The sequence below is a fragment of the Mixta mediterraneensis genome, assembly GCF_014946725.1.
In the GTDB taxonomy this organism is placed as follows: domain Bacteria; phylum Pseudomonadota; class Gammaproteobacteria; order Enterobacterales; family Enterobacteriaceae; genus Pantoea; species Pantoea mediterraneensis.
Genome location: NZ_JACFXY010000004.1, coordinates 39,756 through 66,750, shown reverse-complemented (window position 1 = coordinate 66,750; position 26,995 = coordinate 39,756). Strand labels below are relative to the sequence as shown.

The following is a 26,995-nucleotide window of genomic DNA, read 5'->3' as shown; positions in this document are numbered from 1 at the left end:
CTACGCCAGATCAACAGCCTGCTGCAGACGGGCATCAAAACCCAGTTTCATCAGCATTTCGACGGTTTCACTTTCGTCGCAAATCACCTGCAATGAGGACCATTCGCGGCGCTCTTCGTATTGCTTACGCAGGCGATCAAATTCACCGGGTTGTGCGGCCACTTTACGTAACGGGGCATCGTCGCGGCGCACATCATACACCAGATGCACCAGCCGTTTCAGCGTTGGCTGATCAAGCGCGCCATGCAGCGTAATATGGCTGAATTCGGGTATTGGCAGCAGCTCACTGAGCGGCACCTGCTGCGGCTGACCAATAAACGCGCTCCAGGCTTCAAAGACTTGCGTAGTACCACGCGCTTTGCCTTCCAGCGTATAACCGGCGATATGCGCGGTGGCAATATCGACTTTATCAAGCAGATCAAGCGACAGCTCCGGTTCCGGCTCCCATACATCCAACACAACGCTGAGATCCGAACGCATTTTCAACACCTCCAGTAACGCAGCATTATCCACCACCGGGCCGCGACAGGCGTTGATTAAAATGGTATTGGGCCGGAGCGCCATCAGCAGCGCTAAGTCAGCCAGATGCCAGCTTTTATACGGCCCGTCTTTAAATAGCGGGGTATGGAAAGTCAGAATATCAGCCTGGTTAACGACGTCATCCAGCGACAGGAAATCACCTTCATCGCCGCGTTCAGCGCGCGGCGGATCGCACAACAGCGTTTTCACGCCCCAGGCGTCAAGCCGTTTTTGCAAACGCCCGCCGACATTGCCCACGCCGATAATACCCACCGTGCGGTCGCGCAGCTGGAAGCCGTCACGCTCTGCTAATAACAGCAGCGAAGAAAAAACATATTCCACCACCGCAATGGCGTTACAACCGGGAGCCGCAGAGAACGCAATCCCCGCCTGTTGCAGCCACGCCTCGTCAATATGATCGGTACCCGCTGTTGCAGTACCGACAAATTTCACTGGCTTACCCGCCAGCAATGCTTCATTGACGTTGGTAACTGAGCGCACCATCAGGCCGTCAGCATCTGCCAACCCAGCTTCTGGTAAGGGACGTCCCGGCACCGCCAGCACGTTTCCGGTGCGGCTGAACAGTTCACGGGCATAAGGCATATTTTCATCGACGAGAATCTTCACCACGGCTTTCCTGTCTGTTGCGTTTAAGGGCGCTATTTTGGCACAAAGCCGCGCGTTAGCCTAACCGCATGCGGTAGCGATCTGGCGTAGTGCCTGCCTGCTGCTGAAACATTACAATCAGCGCAGAAGCGGAGCTGTAACCCAGTTCATGCGCAATGGCTTGCACGCTACGGCCCTGCTCCAGTAGCGCAATGGCGCGTAAAAAACGCAGCCGCTGTCGCCACTCGCTGAACGACATATTAAGCTGCTGCTGGCAGCGCCGTGCCAGAGTGCGTTCCGTCGTAAAAACACGGGAAGCCCACACCGAAAGCGTCGTGTTATCGCCTGGATCGGCCTCCAGCGCCTGCAGAATCGGCGCAAGAAATTTATCATTCGACAGGGGTAAATAACTTTCCTCTACTGGCGCCAGGCGTAAGCGATCGCACAACACGTCACACAGTCGCCACTGCGCATCGCTGGTCGGCTGTTCAATTTCGTTGTGGGCAAATTCGTCCATGATCGCCTGCACAATCGGATCGACAATTAGCAGACAGGCTCTGGCAGGCAAACCTGCGCACAGCGTCGCGGCCAGATTAAAGGTGCGAAACTGCGCCTGGCGATGATTGTAGCTGCTGTGCCGATGCCCCGGCGGGATCCAGATGGGAATACCAGCTGGCGTTAATAAACGTTCACCTTCCACCTGCATCTCCAGTACGTGGCTTTTAACAAAAATGACCTGACCCCAGTCGTGCGCATGCGGCAGATATTCGGTTTTGGCATTGGCCTGCTCGAAGCGAAAAAAGTAGCGTAAATGCCCGGCATCAACAGGCGGTTGGTAGGTAATTTGTAGGGTCATTATGTCCGGTCATTAATGATTTTTGTCCGATATTAACTATCTGAATAAAAGCAGACAAGCGTACACTGCGCTCACTTCGCGTCTGGAGAAACAAAATGAATTTTTTATTCCCGCTGATTACGGTATTCATCTGGTCAGTCAATTCGATTGTTAGCAAGTTATCGGCAGGTGCCATCGATCCGGCGGCGATCTCCTTTTATCGCTGGCTGCTGGCGCTGCTGGTATTAACCCCCTTTATTCTGCCCGGCATCAGACGACAGCGACAACAGATCACGCCGCACCTGGGTCGATTGCTGATTCTTGGCCTGCTGGGCATGGTGCTGTATCAAAGTCTGGCCTATTACGCGGCGCACAGCGTTAGCGCGCTGTTCATGGGCATTATCGGTGCGTTAATCCCTCTGCTTACCGTGTTGTTGAGCGTGGTGCTCCTGCGCATTGCGCCAACCGTTGGCATCCTGTTTGGTAGTCTGATTTCGTTTGCGGGTTTGGTGTGGCTGGTCAGCGAGGGCAATCTGCCGCTATTACTGAGTCACGGGCTGGGTAAAGGCGAGCTAATGATGTTAGCGGCCTCGGTTTCCTATGCCCTGTATGGCGTGCTCACCAGGCGCTGGGCGATTCCGCTGCCGATTTGGCAAAGTTTATATGTCCAGATTTTATTTGGCGTGCTGCTGCTGTTGCCCGGCTTTCTACGTGCGCCAGACGTGTCGCTTAATCTGCATAACGTTCCGCTGGTCGCCTTCGCCGGCCTGTTTGCCTCGATTATTGCGCCTTTCCTGTGGATCCACTGCGTGCAGCGCTTAGGTGCCAGCACCACCAGCATTTTTATGAACCTGACGCCGGTATTTACCGCGGTGATTGCCGTGCTGTTCCTGCATGAGCAACTACACAGCTATCACTGGATTGGTGGCGGGCTGACGCTGTTTGGCGTGATCCTCGCACAGCGACTGAAAACACCCCTGGCAGGCCAGAAACCGGCTAGCGTTGATCGGGTTTAAATTGAATCGTCACGCGCAGTCCGCCCAATAGCGGGCTGCGATCCAAACTGATCAACGCGCCGTGCCAGGCACAAATATCCTTTACTAACGCCAGACCGATGCCCGCGCCAGGCTGTAGGCTTCCATGATCAAACCGCGAAAAAGGTTGTAACGCTTTCTCCTGCTCCGCACTGTCGATGCCCGGCCCGCTATCTTCAATCTCCAGTTTTCCGGCGTACAATCTGGCGGTAACAATGCCGCCTATCGGCGTATATTTAATGGCGTTGTCCAGCAGGTTGGCGCATAGCTCGCCGAGCAGCAAGCTATTTCCTTTCACCTCATCATTTTGCTGGCCTTCATAGCCTAAATCGATGCGCTTGTTTCTGGCTGCAGTGTAACTGCTGAAACAGGCATCGCGCAGGATGTCAGCCAAATCTACGTTTGTTAACGGTTTTTCTTCGCCATGTCGCGCTTTCATTCGTGCCAGTTGCAATAAACGATCGGTGAGCAAAATGGTGTCATCCAGGGTATGCCGCATACCCTGTAAACTTTCCCGCCACTGTTCGGGACGCTCGCTGTTTAACGCCACGCCAACCTGCGTTTTAAGGATCGCCAGCGGCGTGCGCAACTGATGCGCGGCGTCGGCGCTAAAGCGATCCTGTCGTGCCAGCAAACTGCGCAGCCGTTCCAGGTAGCGGTTAAAAGCGATAATCAACGGCTGCAATTCAGACCAGGGTAGCGACGGCAATGGCGTTAATTCACTGCCATCACGGTGCAACACAATACGCGACAAACGTCGCAGCGGGCGCAGTACGCGTCGCAGCATTAAACCGGCCAGCAAAAGGGTGACAAGCACTAAACAATTCTGGCTGAGCAAAGCCGTGCGCAGCAAACCTTCGGCGAAGGCCTGACGTGAATTCAGTGTTTCTGCCACCAGCACCAGCGCCATGCCGTTAACACCTGCCTCATTGACCGGCTGCCAGAGCGCGGCAATGCGGATACGCTGTTGGTGATAACGCGCGTCATAGAAATACACTAACGCGGGATAAATCTCGGAAAGCTGGCTGGTGGGCGGGATAGTCGGCAGATCGTCATAACCAGAGAGCGTTTTCCCTTCAGGTGAAATGACCTGATAAAACAGTTGGTCATTCATGTTGCGCTCGAAACTGTCGAGCACAACCCAGGGCACATCGACTTCAAGGTGGCGATGGCGCACCACTAAACGTTCGGCAACGGTGCGGGCTGACGCCAGCAAGGAGCGATCGTAAGCCTGATTCGCCGCATGCACCGCACTCTGATAATGGGTATAAACTGACAATCCCCACAGCAGCGCAAGCGGCAAACCCAGCCAGACCAGTAATTCGCCGCGTAGAGAGGGAATTATTCGCACGACAGCATTTCTAGGCTGTAACCCAGCCCGCGCAGCGTTACGATTGCCACGTCACTGCCAGCCAGTTTTTTGCGCACCCGGTGTACGTAAAGCTCGATACTTTCCGGGCTGACTTCATCATTCAGGGTGAAGGTTTGTTCATACAGATGCTGACGTGAAACCGGCCGCCCGCGTCGCTGCATCAGCGTAGTAAGAATGCTGGATTCGCGCGGCGTCAGCGCCAGTGGCTTTTCTGCCAGCAAAAAATACCCTTCGTTGTCGAGCATCAACTGGCCCAGTACCTGACTTTGTGGCGGCTGACCCTGACTCCGTCGCCATAATGCCCGCAGGCGCGCTTCCAGTTCATCAAGTTCGAAGGGTTTGGTGAGGTAATCATCGGCCCCCTGATTGAGACCGCGTACCCGATCATCAAGCGCGCTGCGTGCAGTCAACAGCAATACCGGCACGTTTTGACCGCGCCGCCGCAGCCGCGACAGCACCTCAAAACCATCCATGCGCGGCAGCGAGACGTCCAGCACCACCAGCGCATACTCTTCGCTTTGCAGCATAAGGTCTGCCGCCACGCCCTCTGCAACCCAATCCACCGCAAATCCTTTTTGCGTTAGCGCTTTTTGTAACCAGCACGCCAGCTCAACCGTATCTTCCACCAGTAAGAGACGCATATCACATCCTGTCATTATTTCCGGGCAGTGAAAGGTAAATGAAAGGTAACTGTTTTAACAATCCAGCAACGCCGAATATTCGGTAGTAATCACACTCTGGAAGAAAGAAGGGAGCGAAAGATGAAAAAAATAATCCGCACCACGCTGGCCTCAACCCTGCTGGCTCTGTTGGTTCCAACTACGTTTGCCGCCGATGCGCCCGAACGTACCGAATGCATCGCACCGGCTAAACCCGGCGGCGGCTTTGACCTGACCTGCAAGCTGCTGCAAGTTTCATTGCAGGAAACTAAACAGATTGATTCGCCAATGCGCGTGACTTACATGCCTGGCGGCGTCGGTGCGGTCGCTTATAACGCCATCATTGCGCAACGCCCCGCCGAAGCGGGCACGGTTGTCGCTTTCTCCGGTGGATCGCTACTCAACCTGTCGCAAGGAAAGTTTGGTGGCTACTCAGAAGATGATGTGAAGTGGCTGGCGGCGGTCGGTACTGACTACGGCATGATCGCAGTGCGCGCCGATGCGCCATGGAAAAACCTGGGTGAGCTGATGGAAGCCATGAAAAAAGATCCCACCAAAGTTGTGGTGGGTGCAGGTGCCTCCATTGGCAGTCAGGACTGGATGAAAACAGCGTTACTGGCGCGGGAAGCGGGCATTGATCCACGCAAAATGCGTTATGTGGCATTTGAAGGCGGTGGCGAACCGGTGACGGCGCTGCTGGGGAATCATATTCAGGTGGTGTCGGGCGACATGAGCGAAATGGTGCCGCATCTGCAGGCCGGCAAACTGCGCGTGCTGGCGGTGATGTCAGACAAGCGCCTGTCGGGCCAGCTGGCAAACGTGCCGACAGCGAAAGAACAAGGTTTTGACGTTGTCTGGCCCATCATTCGCGGTTTCTACCTCGGCCCGAAAGTGACCGATGCCGAATACAAATGGTGGGAAGATGCCTTTAAAAAAATGGTCACCACGCCGGAATTCCAGAAACAGCGCGATATGCGTGGCCTGTTTGAATTCAACCTGTTTGGCGCAGAACTCGACAGCTACGTGAAAAAGCAGGTAACGGGTTATCGCGAAAAAGCGAAGTCTTTCGGTCTGGCAAAATAACCGGAGCACATGATGAGCGATCGTATTTTTGCGGTTATCTGGCTGGCGCTGTGCTTTGGCGGCATGGTGATTGCCTGGCAGCTCCACAGCGAATACAGCTACGAACCCGTGGGACCACGCCCGTTTCCCATGGGGATTCTGGGCCTGATGGCAATCTGCGCTCTGCTAATGCTGTTTCGCAAACCTGACAATATTCAGTGGCCCGCCAGCGGCACATTAAAGCGTTTGATTGCGCTGATACTGATGATGTTGCTGTATGGCTGGCTATTTGAAACGCTCGGCTTTGCGCTGTGCACCACCTTGCTGACGTTCGGTATCGGCATGCTGTTTGGTGCACGCTGGTGGGCCGCCGCAATTGCCGGCGTGGTGATGGGGCTGGCGCTGTTTTACGCCTTTGATCATCTGCTGGAAGTTACCCTGCCTGTCGGTAGCTGGCTGAGTTAAGGAGAGAAGCATGGATACCTGGTCTTTTTTGATGCAGGGTTTCGCCGTCGCCATGACGCCCGAAAACCTGATGATCGCCCTGTTCGGCTGCTTTATCGGTACGATTGTAGGACTGCTACCGGGCCTTGGGCCCATCAACGGCGTGGCGATTTTAATGCCGCTGGCGTTTGCCCTGCACTTACCGGCGGAGTCTGCGCTGATTTTGCTGGCAACCGTGTACATCGGCTGTGAATATGGCGGTCGCATCTCGTCAATTTTGCTGAATGTACCGGGTGATGCCGGTGCGATCATGACCGCGCTGGATGGTTATCCGATGGCGCAACAGGGAAAAGCAGGCGTCGCGCTGTCAATTTCTGCCGTCAGTTCGTTTATCGGTTCAACCATCGCCATCGTCGGCATCATTTTGTTCGCCCCGCTGCTGGCAAGCTGGTCGCTGGCATTTGGTCCGGCTGAATACTTCGCGCTGATGGTCTTTGCCATCGCCTGTCTCGGCAGCATGATGAGCCAGAATCCGCTGAAGTCCTTCCTTGCGGCTTTAATTGGCTTAAGCATGGCCACCGTCGGCGTTGACGCTAACACTGGCGTTTATCGCTTTACCTTTAACAGCGTGCACCTTTCCGACGGCATTCAGTTCGTCGTTGTGGTGATTGGCTTATTCTCAGTGAGCGAAATTCTGTTAATGCTGGAGTCGACCAGAACGGGGCAGAAAGCGGTACGCGCCAGTGGCCGCATGATGTTCAACATGAAGGAAGCGACGATGGCGACCGGCGCTACGCTTCGTTCGTCATTTATCGGTTTCTTTGTCGGCGTTTTACCGGAGGCGGGAGCCACCATCGCCAGCGCCATTGCTTACATGACGGAGAAAAAAATCAGCGGTAGCGATCAGTTTGGTAAAGGTGACATTCGTGGCGTAGCCGCGCCAGAAGCGGCAAATAACGCCTCAGCCTGTGGATCGTTTATTCCGATGTTAACGCTTGGCATTCCCGGTTCTGGCACAACTGCGGTGATGGTCGGCGCGTTGACGCTGTATAATATTACGCCAGGGCCGGCAATGTTTACCGAGCAGCCCGATATTGTCTGGGGCCTGATCGCCGCACTGCTGATTGGTAACGTAATGTTGTTGGTCATGAATATCCCCATGATCAACGTGTTTGCCCGCATGCTGACTATCCCGCTCTGGTTCCTGGTGCCAACCATTGCCGCCATTTCTGCCGTTGGCGTGTATGCCGTACACAGCACCACGTTTGATCTGCTGCTGATGGTTGGGCTGGGTGTCTTCGGCTATATCCTGCGTAAGATGGATTTTCCCATGTCCCCGCTGATTTTAGGCTTTGTATTAGGTGAAATGCTGGAGCAGAATCTGCGTCGCGCATTATCGATCAGTAACGGCAACCTGCCCATTCTGTGGGAAAGTATGATCTGCAAAGTGTTGCTGCTGTTAGCGATAGCGGTATTGGTTGTTCCATTTGTGTGGAAACGCTGGCGTCGTAAACGCATGAAACTGGCTGCTGAGTAAATCACGCTGAAACAACCGCGCCCCCGTGGGATTTCCCGGGGGCTTTTGCTATCATGGCGCATTCTCATTCCGGCGCATCCCACGCTGTTCTGTTTTCTCCAAGGAATCCGTCATGCAACCTGTTAGCGGCCCTGGCGTGCCGGTCGGCGATCGTTCATCTGTAAATCCGCAAACGGGCGCGCCTCGTCCGGGTTCCGCTCCCGGCGAACAGCCGCTCTCCCCTGCGCAACGTACTACGCTGGAACGCCTGATTGTGCGCATTTTGTCTCTCAGCAATTTGAAAGCGCCAGAGTTGTGGGCAGGTATTCGCCGTGAAGTTAATGTGAGAAGCGATGCAGACTTACAGTCACGCCATTTTCCGGCGGCTGAACAATATCTCACGACGCGTTTAACCCAGGCACAAACCGGCCACGCTACGCGCCAGTTGATGACGCAGCTAACCGATCTGCTACCGCAGGGCAATAATCGTCAGGCGGTAAGCGATTTCATCCGCCAGCGATTTGGTCAAACCGTGTTGAGCTCGCTGAGTCAGGATCAACTTCATCAAGTGCTGACCATGTTGCAAAACGGCCAAATGGCGATTCCGCAACCGCAGCAGACCCGCGCCAGCGATCGCTCTTTACTGCCCGCCGAACACCATACCCTGAATCAGCAAATCATCCGGCTGGCCGCCGCGACGGGCGAATCCAGTGGCAAACTCTGGGCGGCAGCGCTGAAGCTGGTGCAGCTCACCAGCGGTGATCCTATTCCATCCCGCCATTTTCCGCTGCTGACGCAATATTTACAGGCACGCCAAACGCTAAGCCAGCACAGCGCGCCAACTTTACAGCTACTGGAAGCATCGCTGAAGCAGCCACTGGCACAGGCTGAACAGCGGATGCTGGAAGAGTACAGTCAACAGCGGTTTCAGGCGACGCCGCAGACCGTGCTGACGGCGACGCAAACCCAGGATTTACTGAACTTCCTGTTTTCGCGTCGTGCTGAAAAGATGCAGGAGCAACCTTTAGCCGCCAGCGAAATCAAGCCGCAACCCATCTGGGCGCCCTTCCCGGCGTCGTTGCCACCTGTGCTGAAACCGCTAGCGCAACGCCCGCTGCTCGGTGCATTCGTGGCGTTGTTGGTCGTGATTTTTCTGTTGTGGCTGTTTCTCTAAATTAACAACCGCACGACGCGGCAGCCGCCGCGTCCGGCCATTCGCCCGGCGCATCGCCCCATGCCATCGGATGTCCATCGCGCTTCCAGAAATCTAATCCACCGATCAGTTCTTTTACCTGAAAGCCTAATGCCGCCAGCTTATACGCCGCTTTGGTCGAGCCGTTGCAACCAATGCCATCGCAATAGGTCACGTATACTTTACTGCGATCCCAATGCGCAGTTGATGTCTCATTCATGGTGCGATGCGGGAAACAGATGGCACCGCAAATATGTCCGCCCCGATAAGCCTCCGTCGAGCGCGCATCAATGACCACGATGTCGGTAATATGTTGCGCCAAATCTTCAGCAAGATCCCAGGCATCGGTGTAGTAAGCCAGTTTGGCCTGTAAATATGTCAGACTTTGCTGTGGTGAAGCAGGGGGAAAGCGCAATACCGATGACATTATGATGCTCCTGTTATGTTTTAAGCCGTTTGCGGCTGACGCGCGAAACGCCAGGTAACCAGAATGCCGAGCGCCGCACAGCAGGCCCCCGCCAGATAGACAGAACCATAACCCAATGCGGTCGCCAGCAGGCCGGTAACAGGTCCGCTGGCTCCATAAGCCACGTCCTGGAAGGCAGAGAAACCGCCTAGCGCGGTGCCGCGCACCTGCGGCGATACGCGTTTGATCACTTCCACACCAAGCGCCGGGAAGATCAGTGAGCAGCCGCAGCCAGTTAAGGCCGCGCCAACCAGCCCCATCCAGCTTTGCGTGGCCAGTGCCAGCAGCAGCAAACCGCAGGCTTCAATCAGCAGCGAAAACATCGCCACTTTTACGCCACCCAGGCGATCCGGCAATCCGCCAAAGAACACCCGCACCAGCACAAATGCCAGACCAAAAGCAGACAACGTAAAACCGGCGTTGCCCCAGTGCTGCGCGGCGAAGTAGAGCGAGGTAAACGTTCCAATCACCGCAAACCCTGTGCCTTGCAGCGCCAGCGCCAGGCCTGGCTGAAAAATGGTACGTACGACGCTAAACAGTGACGGCCGTTCACCGCCCACTACCGGCACCGCTTTGATCCCGCTATTCAGTGCCAGCGCAATCAGCGGTAACAAAATCGCGACCGCACCCAGCAAGGCAAAACCGCCATGCTGATGCAGCAGCAAGCCGAGCGGCGCACCTGCTGCCAGCGATCCATAAATCGCCATACCGTTCCATGACATTACCAGACCGGAGCGCTTCGGACCCACCAGCCCCATGCCCCACGTCAGGTTGCCGGTCAGCAGTAAACTTTCGCCGAAGCCCAGCAGCAAACGCCCCAGCGCCAGCAAACCAAACTTTGCCCATACCGGCACCGGCAGCAATGCAGCAATCAGATACGCCAGGCCCACCAGGGCAATGGCCATCATGCCATGTTGCGTGGTGCGCTTTGCGCCGTGCTGATCGGCGCGACGCCCGGCAAAACTACGCGTTAATAGCGTGGCAAAAAACTGGATGCCGACCGCGACGCCGACCATCACGTTATTCATCCCTAACTCCTGATGCACGTAGAGCGGGATGACCGGAAGCGCTAATCCTGCGGTGAGATAAGTGAGAAATACGGCCAGCGATGTACAGGCCAAAGGAAAGGTCGACTGAACCTGAGATTCAGCGGCGGAAAATGACATCAACGTAACTCCTTGTTCATAGACGTGCCGTAACGGCAAAAACCAACTGCATGCGCACGCCATCTGCGTGATAACAGACTGGATACGCGTTGGTTAACGTGAACGCTTACGTAACGAGAAAGATCGTTAAGGCAGGACCTGAGAGCGTGAATTTTGACAAGAAGTTAAATTAATGTCAAAGAAAAGGGCCGGCGAGCCGACCCTTGAGGTGTTAATGAGGTGAAAAAATTACGCCTGATATTTCCGCAGCGTCAGCGTGGCGTTGGTGCCACCAAAACCAAAGCTGTTAGACATCACCGTTGTTAACGTTTTTTCAGTCGGGCTGGTGACGATATTCATGCCCTCTGCCGCCGCATCCAGCGATTCAATGTTGATGCTTGGCGCGATAAAGCCGTGCTCCAGCATTAACAGGCTGTAGATCGCTTCCTGCACGCCTGCCGCACCCAGTGAATGGCCGGTCATGGCTTTGGTTGCGGAAATGTATGGTGTGTTATCACCAAACACTTCGCGGATGGCACCCAGCTCTTTCACATCGCCCACCGGCGTTGACGTCCCGTGGCTGTTCAGGTAATCGATTGGCGTATCAACGCCCTGCATCGCCATCTTCATACAGCGTACCGCGCCTTCACCCGATGGCGCGACCATATCTGCACCGTCTGAGGTCGCACCGTAGCCAACAATTTCAGCGTAGATGTGCGCACCACGCGCCAGAGCATGTTCCAGCTCTTCGACAACCACCATACCGCCGCCGCCTGCGATAACGAAACCATCACGTTCGTTGTCATAGGTACGTGACGCTTTTTCGGGCGTTTCATTGTATCGGGTAGACAGCGCGCCCATGGCATCGAATTCACACGCCATTTCCCAGCACAGCTCTTCACCACCACCGGCAAATACGATGTCCTGTTTGCCTAGCTGAATTTGCTCAACCGCATTACCGATGCAGTGCGCAGAGGTGGCGCAGGCAGAGCTGATGGAGTAGTTAACACCGTGGATTTTGAACGGAGTGGCCAGGCATGCGGAGACGCCTGACGCCATCGCTTTGGTCACCACGTAAGGGCCAACCGCTTTCAGGCCGCGTGGGCTACGCATCGCGTCTGCACCGAATACCTGATAACGTGGCGAACCGCCGCCGGAGCCTGCAATCAGACCAACGCGCGGATTATTCTGGTAAGCTTCATCGCTCAGGCCAGAATCTTTAATTGCTTCTTCCATGGAAAGATAAGCATAGATGGACGCATCACTCATAAAACGCACGATTTTGCGATCAATAAGGCCGGTGGTATCCAGTTTAACGTTACCCCAGACGTGACTACGCATGCCGGAATCTTTCATCTCTTGAGAAAATGTGATGCCTGAACGGCCTTCACGCAGAGATGCCAGCACCTCTTGCTGGTTATTACCAATACTGGAAACGATCCCCAAGCCAGTAATCACTGCACGTTTCATTCAACCTTCCTCTTCCACTTCTTTTGGATTGACGTGCACTTTAGCTTACACTTGTACGCCGAACAAGTCCGATCAGCCATTTCCTTTTGTAAATTTGCGTCATGTCACACGGGTCGTTAGAATCGCGCCATTGCCTGAAAAACGAGCCTTTTCCGTGAAATTAACCCCGGTCGAACACGCCCAGCTTAACTGGAATGAACAGGGTACACCTGTTTCCCGAGCCTTTGAGGATGTCTATTTCTCAAATGAAAACGGTCTGGAAGAGACGCGCTATGTCTTTCTTGGCGGCAATGAATTTCCACAGCGCTTCGCCCAACACGAGCGCTCCCTGCTGATTGTTGCTGAGAGCGGGTTCGGCACCGGACTCAATTTTCTGACACTGTGGCAGGCGTTTGAGGCGTTTCGCATGGAACAGCCCAACGCCATCTTGCAGCGCCTTCACTTCATTAGCTTTGAGAAGTTTCCGTTAACGCAAAGCGATTTAATCGCGGCCCATCAGCACTGGCCAACGCTGACGACCTGGGCAGAACAGTTGCAGCAGCAATGGCCAATCGCCCTGCCCGGCTGTCAACGCCTGCTTTTTGACGAAGGTCGTGTCACCCTTGATTTGTGGTTAGGCGATATTAACGCGCTTATTCACACGTTTGATGACAGCCTGAATCGTCAGGTGGACGCGTGGTTCCTGGACGGTTTCGCGCCATCGAAAAACCCGGATATGTGGACGCCTGAATTATTCAGTGCCATGGCAAAAATGGCGCGTCCCGGCGGAACGTTCGCCACTTTCACTGCTGCGGGATTTGTGCGTCGTGGATTGCAGCAGGCGGGCTTTAGCGTGACGCGGCGCAAAGGATTTGGGCCGAAACGTGAAATGTTGTGCGGCCAGTTTGCCGCTGCGCCTGCGTGCCCGTTACGTCAGCCATGGTATGCCCGTCCGGGGTTACAGGTCCATGAAATTGCGCTTATCGGGGGCGGTATTGCCAGTGCGACCTTAGCGCTGGCATTGCTGCGTCGTGGCTGGCGCGTCACGCTATATTGTGCCGATGAAGCCCCCGCGCTTGGCGCCTCTGGCAACCGGCAGGGTGCGCTTTATCCTTTGCTTAATCAGCATGATCCGGCGCTGGCCGCTTTCTTTCCTGTCGCGTTTAGTTTTGCGCGCCGTTTTTATGAAAAGCTTCCGGTTCAGTATGAACATCACTGGAGCGGCGTGTTGCAGCTGGGCTGGAATGAAAAAAGCGCGACTAAGATCGAACAGATGATCAGGATGGATTTGCCGGATGCGTTAGCGTACGGCGTCGATCAACAGCAGGCAGAAGCGCTGGCGAACCTGAAGCTGGGCTGCGGCGGAATTTTTTATCCGCAAGGCGGCTGGCTGTCTCCCGCAGAACTCACTGCTGGCATGCTCGCACATGGTGAAGCACAGGGTCTGCGTATTCACTGGCTGCATCGTCTTAGCCAGCTGGAATATAAAGAGGAAAGCTGGAGGTTAACCTTTGCCGATCGCCCCACGGTTCAGCATCACGCGGTAGTGCTGGCGAACGGACATAGCCTGACTGATTTCACGCAAACTGAACAGGTGCCGGTTTACGCAGTAGCAGGCCAGGTCAGCCACGTGCCGTCCACACCGGAGCTGGATATGCTGCAAACGGTCCTGTGTTACGACGGCTATTTGACGCCGGTTAGCCCGCAGTTTGGCACGCATTGTATCGGTGCCAGCTACCATCGTGGTGAAACCGAAACCGCGTATCGTGAGAGCGATCAACAGGAAAACCGCGCGCGCCTGATCGCCTGTCTGCCAGAAAGTCACTGGCCGCAGCAGGTTGATGTCAGCGCCAGAGAAGCGCGTATCGGCGTACGGTGCGCAACCCGTGACCATTTACCCATGGCAGGAAGCGCGCCAGATTATGCCGCAACGTTGAAGCAATATGAGGATTTACCCGCCCAGCGTGCGCAAAATGCAGCCATCGCCGACGCGCCATCTTATCCTCAACTTTATCTGTTTGGCGCGCTGGGCTCGCGCGGTTTATGCAGCGCGCCGTTAGCCGCAGAGGTGCTGGCAGCACAACTGACAGCAGAACCGCAGCCTTTAGATGCAGCAACCCTGGCGGCGCTTAATCCGAATCGTTACTGGGTGAGGAAACTCCTGAAGGGCAAAAAAGCAGGATAAGGGCGGCGAACCGCCCTGCATACTCAGGCCGACTGGCGCGCCTGCAAAAACAGATTGTCCCACATGCCAACCACCAGCGCCTGATCGCGGGGTGATAATTCACCTGCGGCGATGGCGTTTTGCAGACTGCGGGTGACCTGAATCTGTAACGCTTCTGGCGTATGCTCGCCCAGTTGATCCACTTCGGCAACCGCCAGCGTGAGGTGGCCGCGCAGATAACCGCTGGCAAATAGCTCATCGTCACTGGCGTGTTCAACCATGTCGTCAATTAAGGCCAGAATACGCGCTTCAAATTCTGCGATCATCTCAATTCCTCTTTTTGATAACCTTCAAAGTCACAGATCTTCCGGCCAGGAAAACTGTGAAGCCGTCAATGAAGGTCTGCCATAAAATTCAGCTAATGCTGCAATAAAACGCGCGGGTCGTGCAGGAATACCCTGCTCCAGATAAGACATGACCTGAGCATGGACTTTACGCTGAAAAGCAATGCGATCCGGCTCACACTCCCCGTCGAGATTGTCACAACTGACATTGAAGGGGAAGCCTGCCGCCATACAAAACATCCACTCCAGCGCCTGTGGCTTCACCTCTACCGCTTCAAACTGGCTTTGCGTCAGCGCGTCGCGGCCATCCGGGCAGTACCAGTAACCAAAATCTACCTGTTTTCGTCGGGCTTCACCGGCAATACACCAGTGTGAAATTTCATGCAGTGCGCTGGCATAAAAACCATGAGCGAACACCACACGATGCCAGGGCGATTCGGCATCAGCGGGAAGATAAATGGGTTCGTCATCTCCTTTAATTAGACGGGTCTGAAAGTCGTCGCGGAAACAGCGATCAAACAGCGTAATCAGCTGTTCGTAGTGATGGGGAGGATTCATATGTTTATTTACTGTCATCTGGCGTTATCCGTTACGCATGCAGCGTGGTCAGCCACGCCATAATATCACTGCCGTGATTGTCCCACAGCAGTTTGGCGCTCATTACCGCTGAGACAATTACCACCATAGGACGGATTAATTTCTGCCCGCGCGCCAGCACCAGCCGTGCGCCAAGACGAGCGCCGCAGAATGCACCGAGCATCATAATTACGCCCGTTCCCCACACCACTTTGCCGCCAAACATAAAAAACAGCAGGCTGCCAACGTTAGAAGTGAAGTTAAGGATTTTGGCATGCGCCGTGGCTTTCGCCAGATTAAAGCCGCATAGCGTCACGAAGGCCAGCGCATAAAAGGAACCTGCGCCAGGGCCGAAAAAACCATCGTAGAAGCCGATACAGCCACCGCCTACTAGCGCTTAGGGCAACCCGTACAGGCGACGAGCGCGATCCTCTTCACCGATACGTGGCATTAACAGAAACCATAACCCAATCGCAATCAGCAGCAGCGGTAGCACCTGACGCAGCATATCGGCCTGTAACCGTTGAATCAGTATCGCTCCCAGCACCGAACCGATGAAGGTCATGGCAATATTTAGCCATTGCTCTTTTAATTTGACCGCGCCGCGTCGTACAAAATAGAGGCTGGCAGAGAACGAACCACCGACAGATTGCAGTTTGTTAGTTGCCAGTGCCTGCGCGGGAGAGAGGCCCGCCGCTAACAGGGACGGGACGGTTAACAACCCGCCGCCCCCCGCAATCGAATCAATAAAGCCAGCCAGCATGGCGACAAAGAACAGCAGCCCAACCAGTAGTGGGCTGACGACAAACCAATCCATAATGTCCCTTACAGTAAATGTTTATCCAGCAACGCCTGACAAGCCGCAGGCAGCGGCGGGGGTTCGCGTTTCACAGGCGCTGAACCTGGCTGCTTCGGCAGAAACCAGCTTTGCAGTTCCGCGCCACAGCCATCGCCCGGCGGGGGTGGCGCTTGATCGATACATTCACTGCTTCCTTGCGGGCAATGCAGACGCACATGCATATGCGCGCGGTGAGCAAACCAGGGACGTACTTTGCGCAGCCAGTCTCGATCCGCCCCGGCATCAGCACAAAGTTGCTTTTTAATCGCGGGATTAACAAAAATGCGCGCCACTTCACCATCTTTCGCAGCCAGTTTAATCAGGCTGTCAATTTCGGGTTGCCAGTGACGCGTCCGCACACGTTTATCGTCGGGCGCAACCAGATCAAGCGGCTGCGGTTTCAGTAATTGTTGCGCCGTCCAGCGCGTTTTGGGCAGTTGCAGCCAAATATCCACATCCAGCCCGGTCTGGTGGCTGGCGTGACCACTGCTAAAACGTCCACCTGCCGCCATACCCATATCGCCAATCAGCACATTGCCCAGTTGCAGATTATGCGCCTGGGTCGTTAAGCGCTGAATAAACTGAATCAGATCGGGATGACCAAAGTAGCGACGCTGATCCTGACGCATCACCTGGTAATTCGGCGAATTAAGTGGCAGCGCCTGCGCACCCACGATGCAGCCATTGGCAAAGCTACCGACAGAGACCGGCGCACCCGCAATCGGATGCTGAATGCGCTGCCAGGGCGTTGCCGCCAGACTGGATGCGCTGAGCAGCAGAGAGAGGGCTAACAGGAGGCGTTTCATGCAATTACCAGCGTGGTACGGAAGAATTGACGCCAGCGCACTGCGCGCGCTGGCGCAGCAGATGATCCATCAGCACAATAGCCATCATGGCTTCGGCAATCGGTACGGCACGAATACCTACGCACGGATCGTGTCGGCCTTTGGTGATCATTTCCACTTCTTCGCCATCACGGGTAACAGTTTTACCCGGCACGGTAATGCTGGAGGTCGGTTTCATCGCCAGATTAGCGCTGATTACCTGACCGCTGCTGATACCACCAAGAATGCCGCCTGCGTGATTACTCTGGAAACCGTCAGCGCGAATTTCGTCACGATGCTGGCTGCCGCGCTGGTTTACCACCGCAAAGCCGTCGCCAATCTCAACGCCTTTCACTGCGTTGATACTCATCAATGCGTGCGCTAAATCGGCATCCAGCCGATCAAATACCGGCTCACCCAGACCCGCTGGCACGTTTTCAGCCATCACGGTAACTTTCGCGCCAATGGAATCGCCCTCTTTCTTCAGGCCACGCATCAACTCATCCAGCGCGTCCAGCTTGTCAGCGTCCGGGCAGAAGAATGGATTTTCTTCCACGATACCCCAGTCTTTCAGCTCACAGGCCACATCCCCAATCTGCGCCAGATAGCCGCGTACCACAACGCCGTGCTTCATTTGCAGATACTTTTTAGCGATAGCCCCCGCCGCCACGCGCATAGCGGTTTCGCGTGCGGAAGAACGGCCGCCACCGCGATAATCGCGCATGCCATATTTTTGTTCGTAGGTGTAATCCGCATGGCCTGGACGGAACAGATCCTTGATCGCGCTGTAATCCTGAGAACGCTGGTCGGTATTTTCGATCAATAAACCAATTGCGGTGCCAGTGGTGATGCCTTCAAACACACCGGACAAAATTTTCACCTGATCCGGCTCCCGGCGCTGCGTGGTATAGCGCGACGTGCCGGGGCGACGACGATCAAGATCGTGCTGAATATCCGCTTCAGTGAGCGGAATACCTGGCGGCACGCCATCCACAATGCAGCCCAGCGCGATGCCGTGGGATTCGCCAAAGGTTGTTACTCGAAAAAATTGTCCGATGCTGTTTCCGGCCATTTTGTTTCCTTGTTACGGTTCAACAGGCGAATACTCGCCCCGCTTTCAGTCTTTGAAAAAAGAAAAATGATGTTGCGCGTCAACGATCTGCTGGCGCGTCAGCATAAATACACCGTCGCCACCGTTGTCGAATTCCAGCCAGGTAAACGGCACATCGGGATAGTGCTCGATCATATGCACCATGCTGTTGCCCACTTCACAAATCAGGACGCCCTGCTCGCTGAGGTAATTTGGCGCGCAGGCAAGAATGCGGCGCACCAGTTTCAGCCCATCGCTGCCTGCTGCCAGTCCGAGTTCCGGCTCATGACGATATTCACCTGGCAGATCATCCATGTCTTCCGCATCAACGTAAGGCGGATTGGTGACGATTAAATCGTATTTCAGTTCAGGCAGGCCACGGAACAGGTCAGCACGAATTGGCGTAACGTTGTGCATCAGGCCATGATCTTCAATATTTTGTTCAGCAACCGCCAGCGCATCTGTGGAAATGTCCACGGCATCCACTTCAGCTTCCGGAAAAGCGTATGCGCAGGCAATCGCAATGCAGCCGCTGCCGGTGCACATATCAAGGATATGGTGCGGCGTGTCACTGACCAAACCGGCAAAACGGTTTTCAATCAGCTCGCCAATCGGCGAGCGTGGCACTAATACTCGCTCATCCACATAAAATTCATGACCGCAAAACCAGGCTTTATTGGTCAGGTAGGCGACCGGAATGCGCTCATTAACGCGGCGAATAACCCGCTCGACAATCCGATGACGCTCGCTGGCGGTCAGGCGCGCATTGCGCATATCTTCTGGTATATCAAGCGGTAGCCAGAGCGACGGTAAGACTAGTTGAACGGCTTCGTCCCAGGGATTATCTGTGCCATGTCCGTACCAAATCCCGGCAGCAGAGAAGCGACTAACCGCCCAGCGCAGCATATCCTGAATAGTGTGCAGTTCGTTCACTGCCTCATCGACGAAAATTTTGTCCACGCAGCCCTCCGCAGGCCATTTGCTAAATCGGCCGATAGTGTGCCATGAAGCCATGGAGAATTCAGCGCAGCGAGGTGAAAAAGCTGACATTTAATGACACTTAACGGTAAGGTAGCGTATTCCCTGAAAACCAACCTTTTCTGACACACTTTACCCGCCATGAGTAAAAAAACACGCCTCAGCCAGGACGATAAAGCGCTGTTTCGCCAGTTGATGAGCGGAACACGTAAGCTGAAACAAGATACGATTGTGCACAAACCCTTGGTGAAAATCCGCGAAGTGCCAACAAAACGGTTGTTTTCTGAGCAGGCCGATAACAGCCATTATTTTTCTGATGAGTTCCAGCCGCTGCTATCAACCGAAGGCGCAACACGCTATGTACGCGCCGATGTCAGCCATTTTGAATTGAAAAAATTGCGTCGTGGTGATTACACACCAGAAATTTTTCTCGACCTGCATGGCCTGACCCAGCAGCAGGCCAAGCAGGAACTGGGCGCGTTAATTGCCGCCTGCCGACGCGAACATCTGTTTTGCGCCAGCGTAATGACCGGTCATGGTAAACATATTTTGAAACAGCAAACGCCGTTATGGCTGGCTCAGCACCCTTTTGTGATGGCTTTTCATCAGGCACCAAAGCTATTTGGCGGCGACGCAGCGCTGCTGGTATTGATTGAAGTAGAGGAGTGGCAACCGCCCGAGCTGCCTTGAGAGGGGATTGGGCCGCTGATTCGGCCCACAGACATTAAATGGCTTTCGCCAGTTTTGCAGGACTTACCTGCCACAATAATTTGCCTTTACTCTGAACGGCATCAAAATCCACACAGGCAATAGCGGAAGTGGCGAACATCGGCGGAGTTTCCTGCGGACAGAGTTCAGAAACCAGATAACCCACTAATGGTAAATGCGAAATCACTAGCGCCGATTTCACCCCCTCGTTCGCCAGCGTCTGTAAATAGCAGGCCACCAGCCCCGGATCGCCGCCCGGCGTTAATTCAGGTAAAACGTCCTGCCCGGCAGGCAAGGATAATGCTTCACGTACCGTTGCGAGCGTTTGTTCAGCGCGCAAATACGGACTCACCAGAACGCGTTCAATATCCAGCGTCTGACCGTTGAGCCAGCCCGCCATTTGGCGTGATTCGTTACACCCACAAAGCGTCAGAGGTCTGACCGAATCGCTTGCGGCTTCCAGAGCTGCATCGCCGTGACGCATGATAAAAACTTGCATAAAGCACCGCTGTTGTTTGTCGACATCACCAGACGCCAGCGCGTCTGGCTTATCATTCTGCGAATGAACGCCGTGTTGTACCTTAATGGCTTCAGTATAGTCAACCGGTTGTTTATTAAATAAGCACATCTCAGAATCGTGCTGTGCCGCAGACGCTGATGAGACCCTGCCAACCCGCTGAATCAGTAAGGTTATTCTGCCCGCCCTAAGAAATGTAAAATTTCTTCTGCTGCTGAGCCAGGTTTTCCAGAGCGTCACAAGGTATAAAACGATCGCCATATTGCTGCTTAAGGCGGCTTAATGTATTAAGCGCCTCAGCTGCATCAAGCTGGTCAAGGTAGCGGAACGGTCCCCCGAGGAAGGGAGGAAACCCGATGCCAAAAACAGCACCAATATCCCCATCGCGTGGCTGCCGAATCACCTCTTCATCCAGACAGCGTACCGCTTCATTTAACAACATCATCACACAGCGTTCGGCAATTTGCGCTGCGCTTTGCTTCACCTGCGGTTTTATTCCCAGCAACGCATACAGCGAAGGATCAGCCTTTCTCTGCTGACCACGATGCGATCCATATAAATAAAATCCTTTACCATTTTTGCGCCCTTTTCTTCCATCTTTGAGTACGGCGTCAAACGCGTCGGGTGCAGCAAAGCGATCGCCATAAGCCTGCTGTAAAATCGGAATGATTTTGCTGCCGACATCAATACCCACTTCATCCAGTAACTGAATAGGCCCGACGGGAAAACCAAACTTCACCAGCGCACGATCAATATGATCGATCGGCTCGCCTTCCAGCAGACAGCGCATCGCTTCATTTATATAGGGTGCCAAAATGCGGTTGACGTAAAAGCCCGGCCTGTCTGCCACGATAACTGGCGTTTTGCCTTGTTTCCGCGCCAGCGCCACGGTGCTGACCAGCGTTTCCTCCGATGTCCCGCCATGTGGAATCACCTCTACCAGCGGCATTTTATCTACCGGGCTGAAATAGTGCAGGCCAATGACATTCTCGGGGCGCTGTGCTTTCGCCGCTATATCAGCAATAGGTAATGACGAGGTATTAGAGGCGAATATAGTGTGCGGCTGGCAATGTTCTTCCACTTCGCGGACCATTTGCTGTTTCAGAGCCAGCTCTTCAAATACCGCTTCGATCACCATGTCGCGCTGCGTAAAGCCTTGATAGTCAATGCCTCCCGTAATGCGCGCCAGCTGCTGCTGACGTTGTGCCTCGCTGATATAGCGGCGTTTTACCTTTTCGCTCAGCAATTCCCAGCAGGTTTGCAGCGCATGATTGACGCCATTCAGATGGATGTCTTTGATCCGCACCGATAATCCGGCATTAATGGCGCTGACGCTGGCAATTCCTCCCCCCATCAGGCCGCCACCTAAAATGCCGACGCGCTGAATAATTTTCGCTTCGCCATTACCGCCCTGCTCTTTTTTCATGGCCGTTGAAGCAAAAAACAGACTACGCAGCGCAGCTGATTCTTTCGTCATCGCCAGTTCGCCAAACGCCTGAGCTTCGGCATCATGCCCGGCCCGGCTGCCCTGCTCCAGCCCGATACGCACCACGTCAATAATACGTTTTGCCGCTGGATAATTGCCGTGCGTTTTGCGGTCAGTCTGACGCTTTGCCAGCGCAAACAAAGCCTGGCGGGCGATGGGTCCCTGTAATAAACGCTCGCGCATTGGTAAGACGCGCGCGCTGATTTTGCCTTTTTTTACTCGCTCAATCGCAGTTTCCAACAGGATCGCCTGCGGTACAGCATCATCGACCAGCCCCAGTTTACGTGCCTGCTTAGCGCGCAGGGTTTTCCCGGTAAGGATCAGCGGCAGCGCCTGCTGTATGCCAATCAGATGCGGTAATCGCTGCGTGCCGCCCGAACCCGGCAATAAACCTAACTGCACTTCTGGCAGTCCCAGCCTGGTTTTATCGTCCAGCGAGCAGATGCGTGCATCACAGGCCAGCGCCAGCTCCAGGCCGCCACCCAGACAAGCGCCATGAATTGCCGCCACCAGCGGAAAAGGTAGTGCCGCAAGTGAAGCCATCACTTCCTGGCCTTGCCGCGCCAGCGCTTCAGCTTCCTGCGCTGTCTGGCAACGATCGATCATGCTAATATCCGCCCCCGCTACAAAATTGTCCGGCTTGCCAGAGATCAACACTAATCCTGCCAACTGTTTATCACGCCGCGCTTCGGCAATGATGGCAGCAATCTGCGCGGCAAATTCAGCCTTGAGCGTATTCATCTTTTCGCCCGGTACGTCAAGGGTAATAATACCCACGTGATCGAGGCGCATCTGTAAATGAAAAGCGTTCTGTTCCATTATTCGGCCTCCAGAACCATTGCCGCACCTAATCCACCCGCTGCACAGGCGGTCACCAGGCCTAAACCACCACCACGTCGCCGTAGTTCCTGTAAAGTTTGGGTGATCATACGCGCACCGGTGGCGGCGAAAGGATGACCATAAGCAATAGAGCCACCGAGCACATTGAAACGTTCTTCGTTCACTTCGCCCAAAGCGTGTGGACGGTTGAGCACCTCGCGAGCGAAACGTTCGTCGCGGAACATCTGCAGGTTGCTCAGCGTTTGTGCCGCGAAGGCTTCATGCATGTCAATCAGGGTTAAATCGTTTAGGGAGAGGCCAGCGCGATCTAACGCCAGCGGCGAGGCATAAGCCGGGCCGAGCAGCATATCTTGCCAGACATCAATTGCGGTAAAAGCGTAGCTGCGCAGATACCCCAGCGGTTTGAGTCCCAGTTCGCGTGCACGGCCTTCACGCATCAAAATTACTGCGGCCGCGCCATCGGTAAGCGGGGTACTGTTTGCGGCAGTAACTGTGCCATGCTGGCGATCAAACGCCGGACGCAGCCGCGCATAATCCGCGGGTTTCGCATCTCTACGCACGTTATTGTCTTGCTCAATCGGCGCTTTCCACGGTGGGACAAAAACCGGCATCACTTCCTGGCTCAGCACACTGGATTGCCAGGCTTTGGCGGCACGTTGATGAGAACGCAGCGCCAGCGCGTCTTGTGCTTCACGCGTGATGCCATGACTTTTTGCCATCTGCTCAGCCGTATCGCCCATGCGTAAACCGGTCGAAAACTCTGCCACCGCAGGCGGAACGGGCAGCAGATCACGTGGCCGCAGACGGCGCAGAATATGGAGTTTTTGCCTGAAGCTGCGCGCTTTGTTCATATCCACCAGCGCACGCGCCATCGTTTTGCTGACACCGATGGGCAGCACAGAAGAGGAATCCGCACCGCCCGCAATGCCCGCCGAGATTGTTCCCGCCAACAGACTTTCGGTGACATTAGCCACCGCCTGAAAACTGGTCGCGCAAGCGCGGCTAACGCTGTAAGCATCGGTATGCACACTTAAGCCGCTACTGAGAACCACTTCACGGGCGATATTGGGCGCTTCTGGCATTTGCACGACCTGACCAAACACCAGCTGTTCAATCACCTCTGCGGATAATTCGCTGCGCGCCATCAGTTCGCTTATCAACATGCGGCCTAACTCAACCGCCGGAATGCCATGAAAGCCGCTAGCCTGCCGCAGGAAAGGTGTACGTAATCCGTGGGTTATGGCGATGCGCTCGCCATCACGCGTCAGCAGCGACTGCGCTTTGCTCATTGTTTTCACCTGTAAATCGGGACCGGGGCATCATTGCCGAAAGAGGTCTGACCTGATCAACAGTGTTAACCACAAGCGGTTGCCCCGCCAATATCGAAAGGAAAAATTTGCGAAGGGAAACACGAAAATGAAAAACGCCGCGATAAGCGGCGTGAGCGGATTAACGCAGGCTGAGCTGAAAAATCAGGGTTTCAGCCTGGCAGGGGAAAGTAAAACCGGCCTCTAATTTAACGCCGTCTGCTTCTTCGCTGAAACGCGCATCAATATCGCAAGGTTCAGATTCAACCTGACGCGCCTTTTCGCTCAGGCGCTGCAATTTTGTTTCAGCGTCGGCACGTTGCGCAAACCCATTCGGTCCAGGTTGCAGTACAGTCGCTGTTATCTATAACGGTGCCGACATCGACACAACAGCAGGCTGCGGTTTCGTTTGCACTGCATTTTTTAATGGCATCAGACATCTTTTTCTCCTGACGATTAATTCGACAAGCTGCGTAATTTTCAGTCCGAAATTTTACGCCTTCAGGATGATTTGCGCTATGACTGCCTCGCTAAGTGACGAATATCACAATAAAAATTGACCCAAAACAAATATGAATCGTTATGCTGTGTTCGCTTCTTCTGCTTTTGTTAAGTGGATCGAATTTTCATCGATCAACCCAGAAATATTTTAAAAACAATATTGCAACACACACACAGGTCGGACCTATACTTGCCGCACTGGTCTGATATGTACGTTTGACATCAGTCCCTACAATCCGCCGTCCCTTGTTACGCGTCGTCATAGCGTTAAATAATAATTCACATGAGGTTGTGGTCATGAGCCATAAAAACCTGTTTGCAAAGTCAGCCGTGGCGGCTGCAATAGCGCTTGTCTCTTCACACGTTTACGCAGCTGGGTTTCAATTAAATGAATTTTCTTCGATTGGTTTAGGACGCGCCTGTTCTGGTGAAGGCGCAATGGGTGATACCGCCGCATCGGCCAGCCGTAACCCGGCGACGATGGCGTTGATGAATCGCCCTTCTTTCTCCATTGGCGCGGTGTATATCGATCCCGACGTGAATATCAACGGCACCAGCCAAAGTGGCCGCAGCCTGAATGCCAGTAATATTGCGCCAAGCCAATGGGTGCCCAATATCCATTACGTGCAGCCCGTTAACGATCAGTGGTGGATTGGCGCCTCTGTGACATCTAACTATGGCCTGGCCACCGAATTTAATAACGGCTATACCGCAGGTGGCTATGGCGGTAAAACCGATTTAGTGACCGGCAACCTTAACCTCAGCACCGCATACCGGTTGAATGAGCATTTCAGCGTAGGTGTCGGCTTTGATGCAGTATATGCAAAAGCCAAAATTGAGCGCTATGCCGGTGAATCGGGCGCCGCGTTGGGCGTTCCGGCGGATACACAAATTGCCCGCCTGAAAGGTGATGAATGGGGTTATGGCTGGAACGTCGGCATTTTGTATGAAGTAGATGAAAATAATCGCTTCGGCTTTACCTATCGTTCCGAAGTGAAAATCGACTTTGATGGCGATTATAAGAGCAACCTGCCCACAGCACTTAATGCCGTCAATAATCCGATGCAAACCGGTATTCCTTACGGCACAGGCGGCATGACCGTCCCCGGCGCATTAACCCTGAATCTGCCAGAAATGTGGGAATTGTCCGGCTGGCATAAAGTGGCCCCTCAATGGGCGGTGCATTACAGCATGGCGTACACCAGCTGGAGTCAGTTCCAGGAGCTGAAAGCCACCGGCTCAAACGGCCAGACATTGTTCTATAAAGATGAAAGCTATCGCGATGCTTATCGGCTGGCGTTGGGGACAACGTATTTTTACGACCAAAACTGGACGTTCCGTACCGGTATCGCCTTTGATGATAGCCCGGTTCCGGCAGACAAACGCTCGATTTCCATTCCCGACCAGGATCGTTTATGGCTGAGCGCCGGTGCGTCTTACGCCTTTAATGATGACGCGTCAGTGGACCTGGGCATTTCCTATATGCACGGTCAGCACGTCACGGTGAGAGAAGGCCCCTATACTTTCAACTCTACCGGTAAAGCCTGGCTGTATGGCGCGAATTTCAACTACAAATTCTGATAGCGCGGCACCATCAAAAAAGGCGACTCACTGGAGTCGCCTTTTTTATTTCGCCTCAATTACTGCGAGTCGATGTCCTGCAGATCACCCTGAATCGCCGCAGCGTTTGGGTTTTCTTCCGGTTTCAGCTTGCCACCGCGCGCCAAAAAGTCGTGACGCTGGAAGTAAGCGTTACGGATAAAGGCATACGGATCGTTCTGCTGTTTCAGGATCGCATCGGAATCCAGCAGCTGCGCCCGCGTCTCAATCCCTTCAAGCGTCCATTTACCGATCGACATCGGCCAGGTCAGCCAGCCAAGGATGGGATAAAGCGTGTCGACGTAATCACCGCCATCCTGACGCACGGTGAAGCTCCCGTACGCAGGTAGTTCAACATACGGACCGTAACCGACGCCGTAATGTCCGAGCGTGGTGCCGAAACGGTGCGGCTCTTCACGTGCCAGCTCCGGGTTCGCTTTAGCCGCCACATCAATAAAGCCCCCCAGACCCAGCACGCTGTTAAGGAAGAAGCGTGTGAAGTGAATGCCTGCATCATGCGGATTGCCCACCAGAATAGCGTTCACCATGCTGGCTGGTTCTTCCAGGTTGCCAAGAAAATTACTGAGGCCGGTACGCGCCGGCACCGGCACATAATCGCGCCATGCCACTGCAACAGGACGCACCACATAGGGGTCCAGCACGTTGTAGTTAAAGTTAAACATCGTGCGGTTAAAGCCTTCGAACGGATCACTGCGCTGCGCAGGCTCGTTGTTTTCAGGCTTTGAACTGGCACAACCCACCAGAAGTACACTGGCCACAACCAAACTGGTCAGGCGATAATTCATTCCAATCTCCCTGTGCGGATGAAAAGTGTATACCCAAAATACTTCAGGTTGCAGGAAGACGGCGAACCTGCGCATTCCCTGGAGCAGAGATCACTCTGAGCCAGGGAGCAACAGACAA

At 54.4% G+C, this 26,995-nt stretch carries 24 protein-coding genes and 2 pseudogenes; 8 read left to right on the top strand and 18 right to left on the bottom strand.

Annotated features, from left to right (window positions below; all coding sequences use genetic code 11):
* Complete coding sequence (gene pdxB, locus H2P46_RS09040) at positions 1–1,146, bottom strand: 4-phosphoerythronate dehydrogenase PdxB (protein WP_193404772.1); 1,146 nt, start codon at positions 1,144–1,146, stop codon at positions 1–3.
* A 55-nt stretch (positions 1,147–1,201) separates the two neighbouring features.
* Positions 1,202–1,981 (bottom strand): AraC family transcriptional regulator, encoded by a 780-nt coding sequence (locus H2P46_RS09035; RefSeq protein WP_193404771.1) that lies wholly within the window; start codon positions 1,979–1,981, stop codon positions 1,202–1,204.
* A gap of 95 nt (positions 1,982–2,076) precedes the next feature.
* On the opposite strand from H2P46_RS09035, the gene H2P46_RS09030 reads away from it, so the two are divergent.
* Positions 2,077–2,976, top strand: coding sequence for a DMT family transporter (locus H2P46_RS09030; protein WP_193404770.1), 900 nt, complete (start codon positions 2,077–2,079; stop codon positions 2,974–2,976).
* On the opposite strand, the gene H2P46_RS09025 is transcribed toward H2P46_RS09030, so the two are convergent.
* On the bottom strand, positions 2,957–4,345 hold the full coding sequence (locus tag H2P46_RS09025) for a sensor histidine kinase N-terminal domain-containing protein (RefSeq protein WP_193404769.1): 1,389 nt from the start codon (positions 4,343–4,345) through the stop codon (positions 2,957–2,959). The genes H2P46_RS09030 and H2P46_RS09025 overlap by 20 nt on opposite strands.
* Positions 4,336–5,007: a transcriptional regulator TctD gene (gene tctD, locus H2P46_RS09020; protein ID WP_193404768.1), complete on the bottom strand. Its 672-nt coding sequence runs from the start codon at positions 5,005–5,007 to the stop codon at positions 4,336–4,338. Before tctD ends, H2P46_RS09025 begins: the two co-directional genes overlap by 10 nt.
* Positions 5,008–5,127: 120 nt before the next feature.
* On the opposite strand from tctD, the gene H2P46_RS09015 reads away from it, so the two are divergent.
* From H2P46_RS09015 to flk, 4 genes are all read left to right on the top strand, one after another.
* Entirely contained in the window at positions 5,128–6,108 is a 981-nt protein-coding gene (locus H2P46_RS09015) for a Bug family tripartite tricarboxylate transporter substrate binding protein (protein WP_193404767.1), read from the top strand.
* Between the two features lie 12 nt (positions 6,109–6,120).
* Positions 6,121–6,552 carry a tripartite tricarboxylate transporter TctB family protein gene (locus H2P46_RS09010; RefSeq protein ID WP_193404998.1) on the top strand — a complete coding sequence of 144 codons (432 nt, stop codon included), beginning with the start codon at positions 6,121–6,123 and terminating at the stop codon, positions 6,550–6,552.
* A 10-nt stretch (positions 6,553–6,562) separates the two neighbouring features.
* Positions 6,563–8,068, top strand: a complete 1,506-nt coding sequence (locus H2P46_RS09005) for a tripartite tricarboxylate transporter permease (protein ID WP_193404766.1) — start codon at positions 6,563–6,565, stop codon at positions 8,066–8,068.
* Between the two features lie 112 nt (positions 8,069–8,180).
* Positions 8,181–9,221, top strand: coding sequence for a flagella biosynthesis regulator Flk (flk, locus tag H2P46_RS09000; RefSeq protein WP_193404765.1), 1,041 nt, complete (start codon positions 8,181–8,183; stop codon positions 9,219–9,221).
* A gap of 1 nt (position 9,222) precedes the next feature.
* Here the strand turns inward: flk and H2P46_RS08995 are convergent, their stop codons facing one another.
* The 3 genes from H2P46_RS08995 to fabB all read right to left on the bottom strand — a co-directional run bounded on the left by H2P46_RS08995 (position 9,223) and on the right by fabB (position 12,320).
* Positions 9,223–9,666: a rhodanese-like domain-containing protein gene (locus tag H2P46_RS08995; RefSeq protein ID WP_193404764.1), complete on the bottom strand. Its 444-nt coding sequence runs from the start codon at positions 9,664–9,666 to the stop codon at positions 9,223–9,225.
* Between the two features lie 20 nt (positions 9,667–9,686).
* Positions 9,687–10,871, bottom strand: coding sequence for an MFS transporter (locus H2P46_RS08990; RefSeq protein ID WP_193404763.1), 1,185 nt, complete (start codon positions 10,869–10,871; stop codon positions 9,687–9,689).
* Between the two features lie 228 nt (positions 10,872–11,099).
* On the bottom strand, positions 11,100–12,320 hold the full coding sequence (fabB, locus tag H2P46_RS08985; RefSeq protein ID WP_193404762.1) for a beta-ketoacyl-ACP synthase I: 1,221 nt from the start codon (positions 12,318–12,320) through the stop codon (positions 11,100–11,102).
* A gap of 154 nt (positions 12,321–12,474) precedes the next feature.
* Here fabB and mnmC point away from each other — a divergent pair, with 154 nt between their 5' ends.
* Positions 12,475–14,484, top strand: coding sequence for a bifunctional tRNA (5-methylaminomethyl-2-thiouridine)(34)-methyltransferase MnmC2/FAD-dependent 5-carboxymethylaminomethyl-2-thiouridine(34) oxidoreductase MnmC1 (gene mnmC, locus H2P46_RS08980; protein ID WP_193404761.1), 2,010 nt, complete (start codon positions 12,475–12,477; stop codon positions 14,482–14,484).
* A 23-nt stretch (positions 14,485–14,507) separates the two neighbouring features.
* On the opposite strand, the gene H2P46_RS08975 is transcribed toward mnmC, so the two are convergent.
* The 6 genes and pseudogenes from H2P46_RS08975 to prmB all read right to left on the bottom strand — a co-directional run bounded on the left by H2P46_RS08975 (position 14,508) and on the right by prmB (position 19,095).
* The gene (locus H2P46_RS08975; protein ID WP_193404760.1) at positions 14,508–14,789 is read right to left on the bottom strand and encodes a YfcL family protein; all 282 of its coding nucleotides are present in this window, start codon (positions 14,787–14,789) and stop codon (positions 14,508–14,510) included.
* 30 nt (positions 14,790–14,819) lie between these two features.
* Positions 14,820–15,365, bottom strand: coding sequence for an elongation factor P hydroxylase (locus H2P46_RS08970; RefSeq protein ID WP_193404997.1), 546 nt, complete (start codon positions 15,363–15,365; stop codon positions 14,820–14,822).
* A gap of 31 nt (positions 15,366–15,396) precedes the next feature.
* A pseudogene (locus H2P46_RS08965) lies at positions 15,397–16,200 on the bottom strand (sulfite exporter TauE/SafE family protein).
* Between the two features lie 8 nt (positions 16,201–16,208).
* Positions 16,209–17,027 (bottom strand): penicillin-insensitive murein endopeptidase, encoded by an 819-nt coding sequence (mepA, locus tag H2P46_RS08960; protein ID WP_193404759.1) that lies wholly within the window; start codon positions 17,025–17,027, stop codon positions 16,209–16,211.
* A gap of 4 nt (positions 17,028–17,031) precedes the next feature.
* On the bottom strand, positions 17,032–18,117 hold the full coding sequence (gene aroC / locus H2P46_RS08955) for a chorismate synthase (protein ID WP_193404758.1): 1,086 nt from the start codon (positions 18,115–18,117) through the stop codon (positions 17,032–17,034).
* A gap of 45 nt (positions 18,118–18,162) precedes the next feature.
* Positions 18,163–19,095 carry a 50S ribosomal protein L3 N(5)-glutamine methyltransferase gene (prmB, locus tag H2P46_RS08950; RefSeq protein ID WP_193404757.1) on the bottom strand — a complete coding sequence of 311 codons (933 nt, stop codon included), beginning with the start codon at positions 19,093–19,095 and terminating at the stop codon, positions 18,163–18,165.
* Positions 19,096–19,254: 159 nt separating this feature from the next.
* On the opposite strand from prmB, the gene smrB reads away from it, so the two are divergent.
* The gene (gene smrB, locus H2P46_RS08945) at positions 19,255–19,803 is read left to right on the top strand and encodes an endonuclease SmrB (protein ID WP_193404756.1); all 549 of its coding nucleotides are present in this window, start codon (positions 19,255–19,257) and stop codon (positions 19,801–19,803) included.
* 34 nt (positions 19,804–19,837) lie between these two features.
* Here smrB and sixA read toward each other — a convergent pair whose 3' ends face one another.
* From sixA to H2P46_RS08925, 4 genes and pseudogenes are all read right to left on the bottom strand, one after another.
* Positions 19,838–20,320, bottom strand: a complete 483-nt coding sequence (gene sixA, locus H2P46_RS08940; RefSeq protein ID WP_193404755.1) for a phosphohistidine phosphatase SixA — start codon at positions 20,318–20,320, stop codon at positions 19,838–19,840.
* A gap of 205 nt (positions 20,321–20,525) precedes the next feature.
* Complete coding sequence (gene fadJ, locus H2P46_RS08935) at positions 20,526–22,643, bottom strand: fatty acid oxidation complex subunit alpha FadJ (RefSeq protein WP_193404754.1); 2,118 nt, start codon at positions 22,641–22,643, stop codon at positions 20,526–20,528.
* The gene (gene fadI / locus H2P46_RS08930) at positions 22,643–23,953 is read right to left on the bottom strand and encodes an acetyl-CoA C-acyltransferase FadI (RefSeq protein WP_193404753.1); all 1,311 of its coding nucleotides are present in this window, start codon (positions 23,951–23,953) and stop codon (positions 22,643–22,645) included. Before fadI ends, fadJ begins: the two co-directional genes overlap by 1 nt.
* A gap of 160 nt (positions 23,954–24,113) precedes the next feature.
* Positions 24,114–24,411 (bottom strand): annotated as a pseudogene (locus H2P46_RS08925) (YfcZ/YiiS family protein).
* 358 nt (positions 24,412–24,769) lie between these two features.
* On the opposite strand from H2P46_RS08925, the gene fadL reads away from it, so the two are divergent.
* Positions 24,770–26,053, top strand: a complete 1,284-nt coding sequence (fadL, locus tag H2P46_RS08920; RefSeq protein ID WP_193404752.1) for a long-chain fatty acid transporter FadL — start codon at positions 24,770–24,772, stop codon at positions 26,051–26,053.
* A 59-nt stretch (positions 26,054–26,112) separates the two neighbouring features.
* On the opposite strand, the gene mlaA is transcribed toward fadL, so the two are convergent.
* On the bottom strand, positions 26,113–26,877 hold the full coding sequence (gene mlaA / locus H2P46_RS08915; RefSeq protein WP_193404751.1) for a phospholipid-binding lipoprotein MlaA: 765 nt from the start codon (positions 26,875–26,877) through the stop codon (positions 26,113–26,115).
* Between the last annotated feature and the right edge of the window lie 118 nt (positions 26,878–26,995).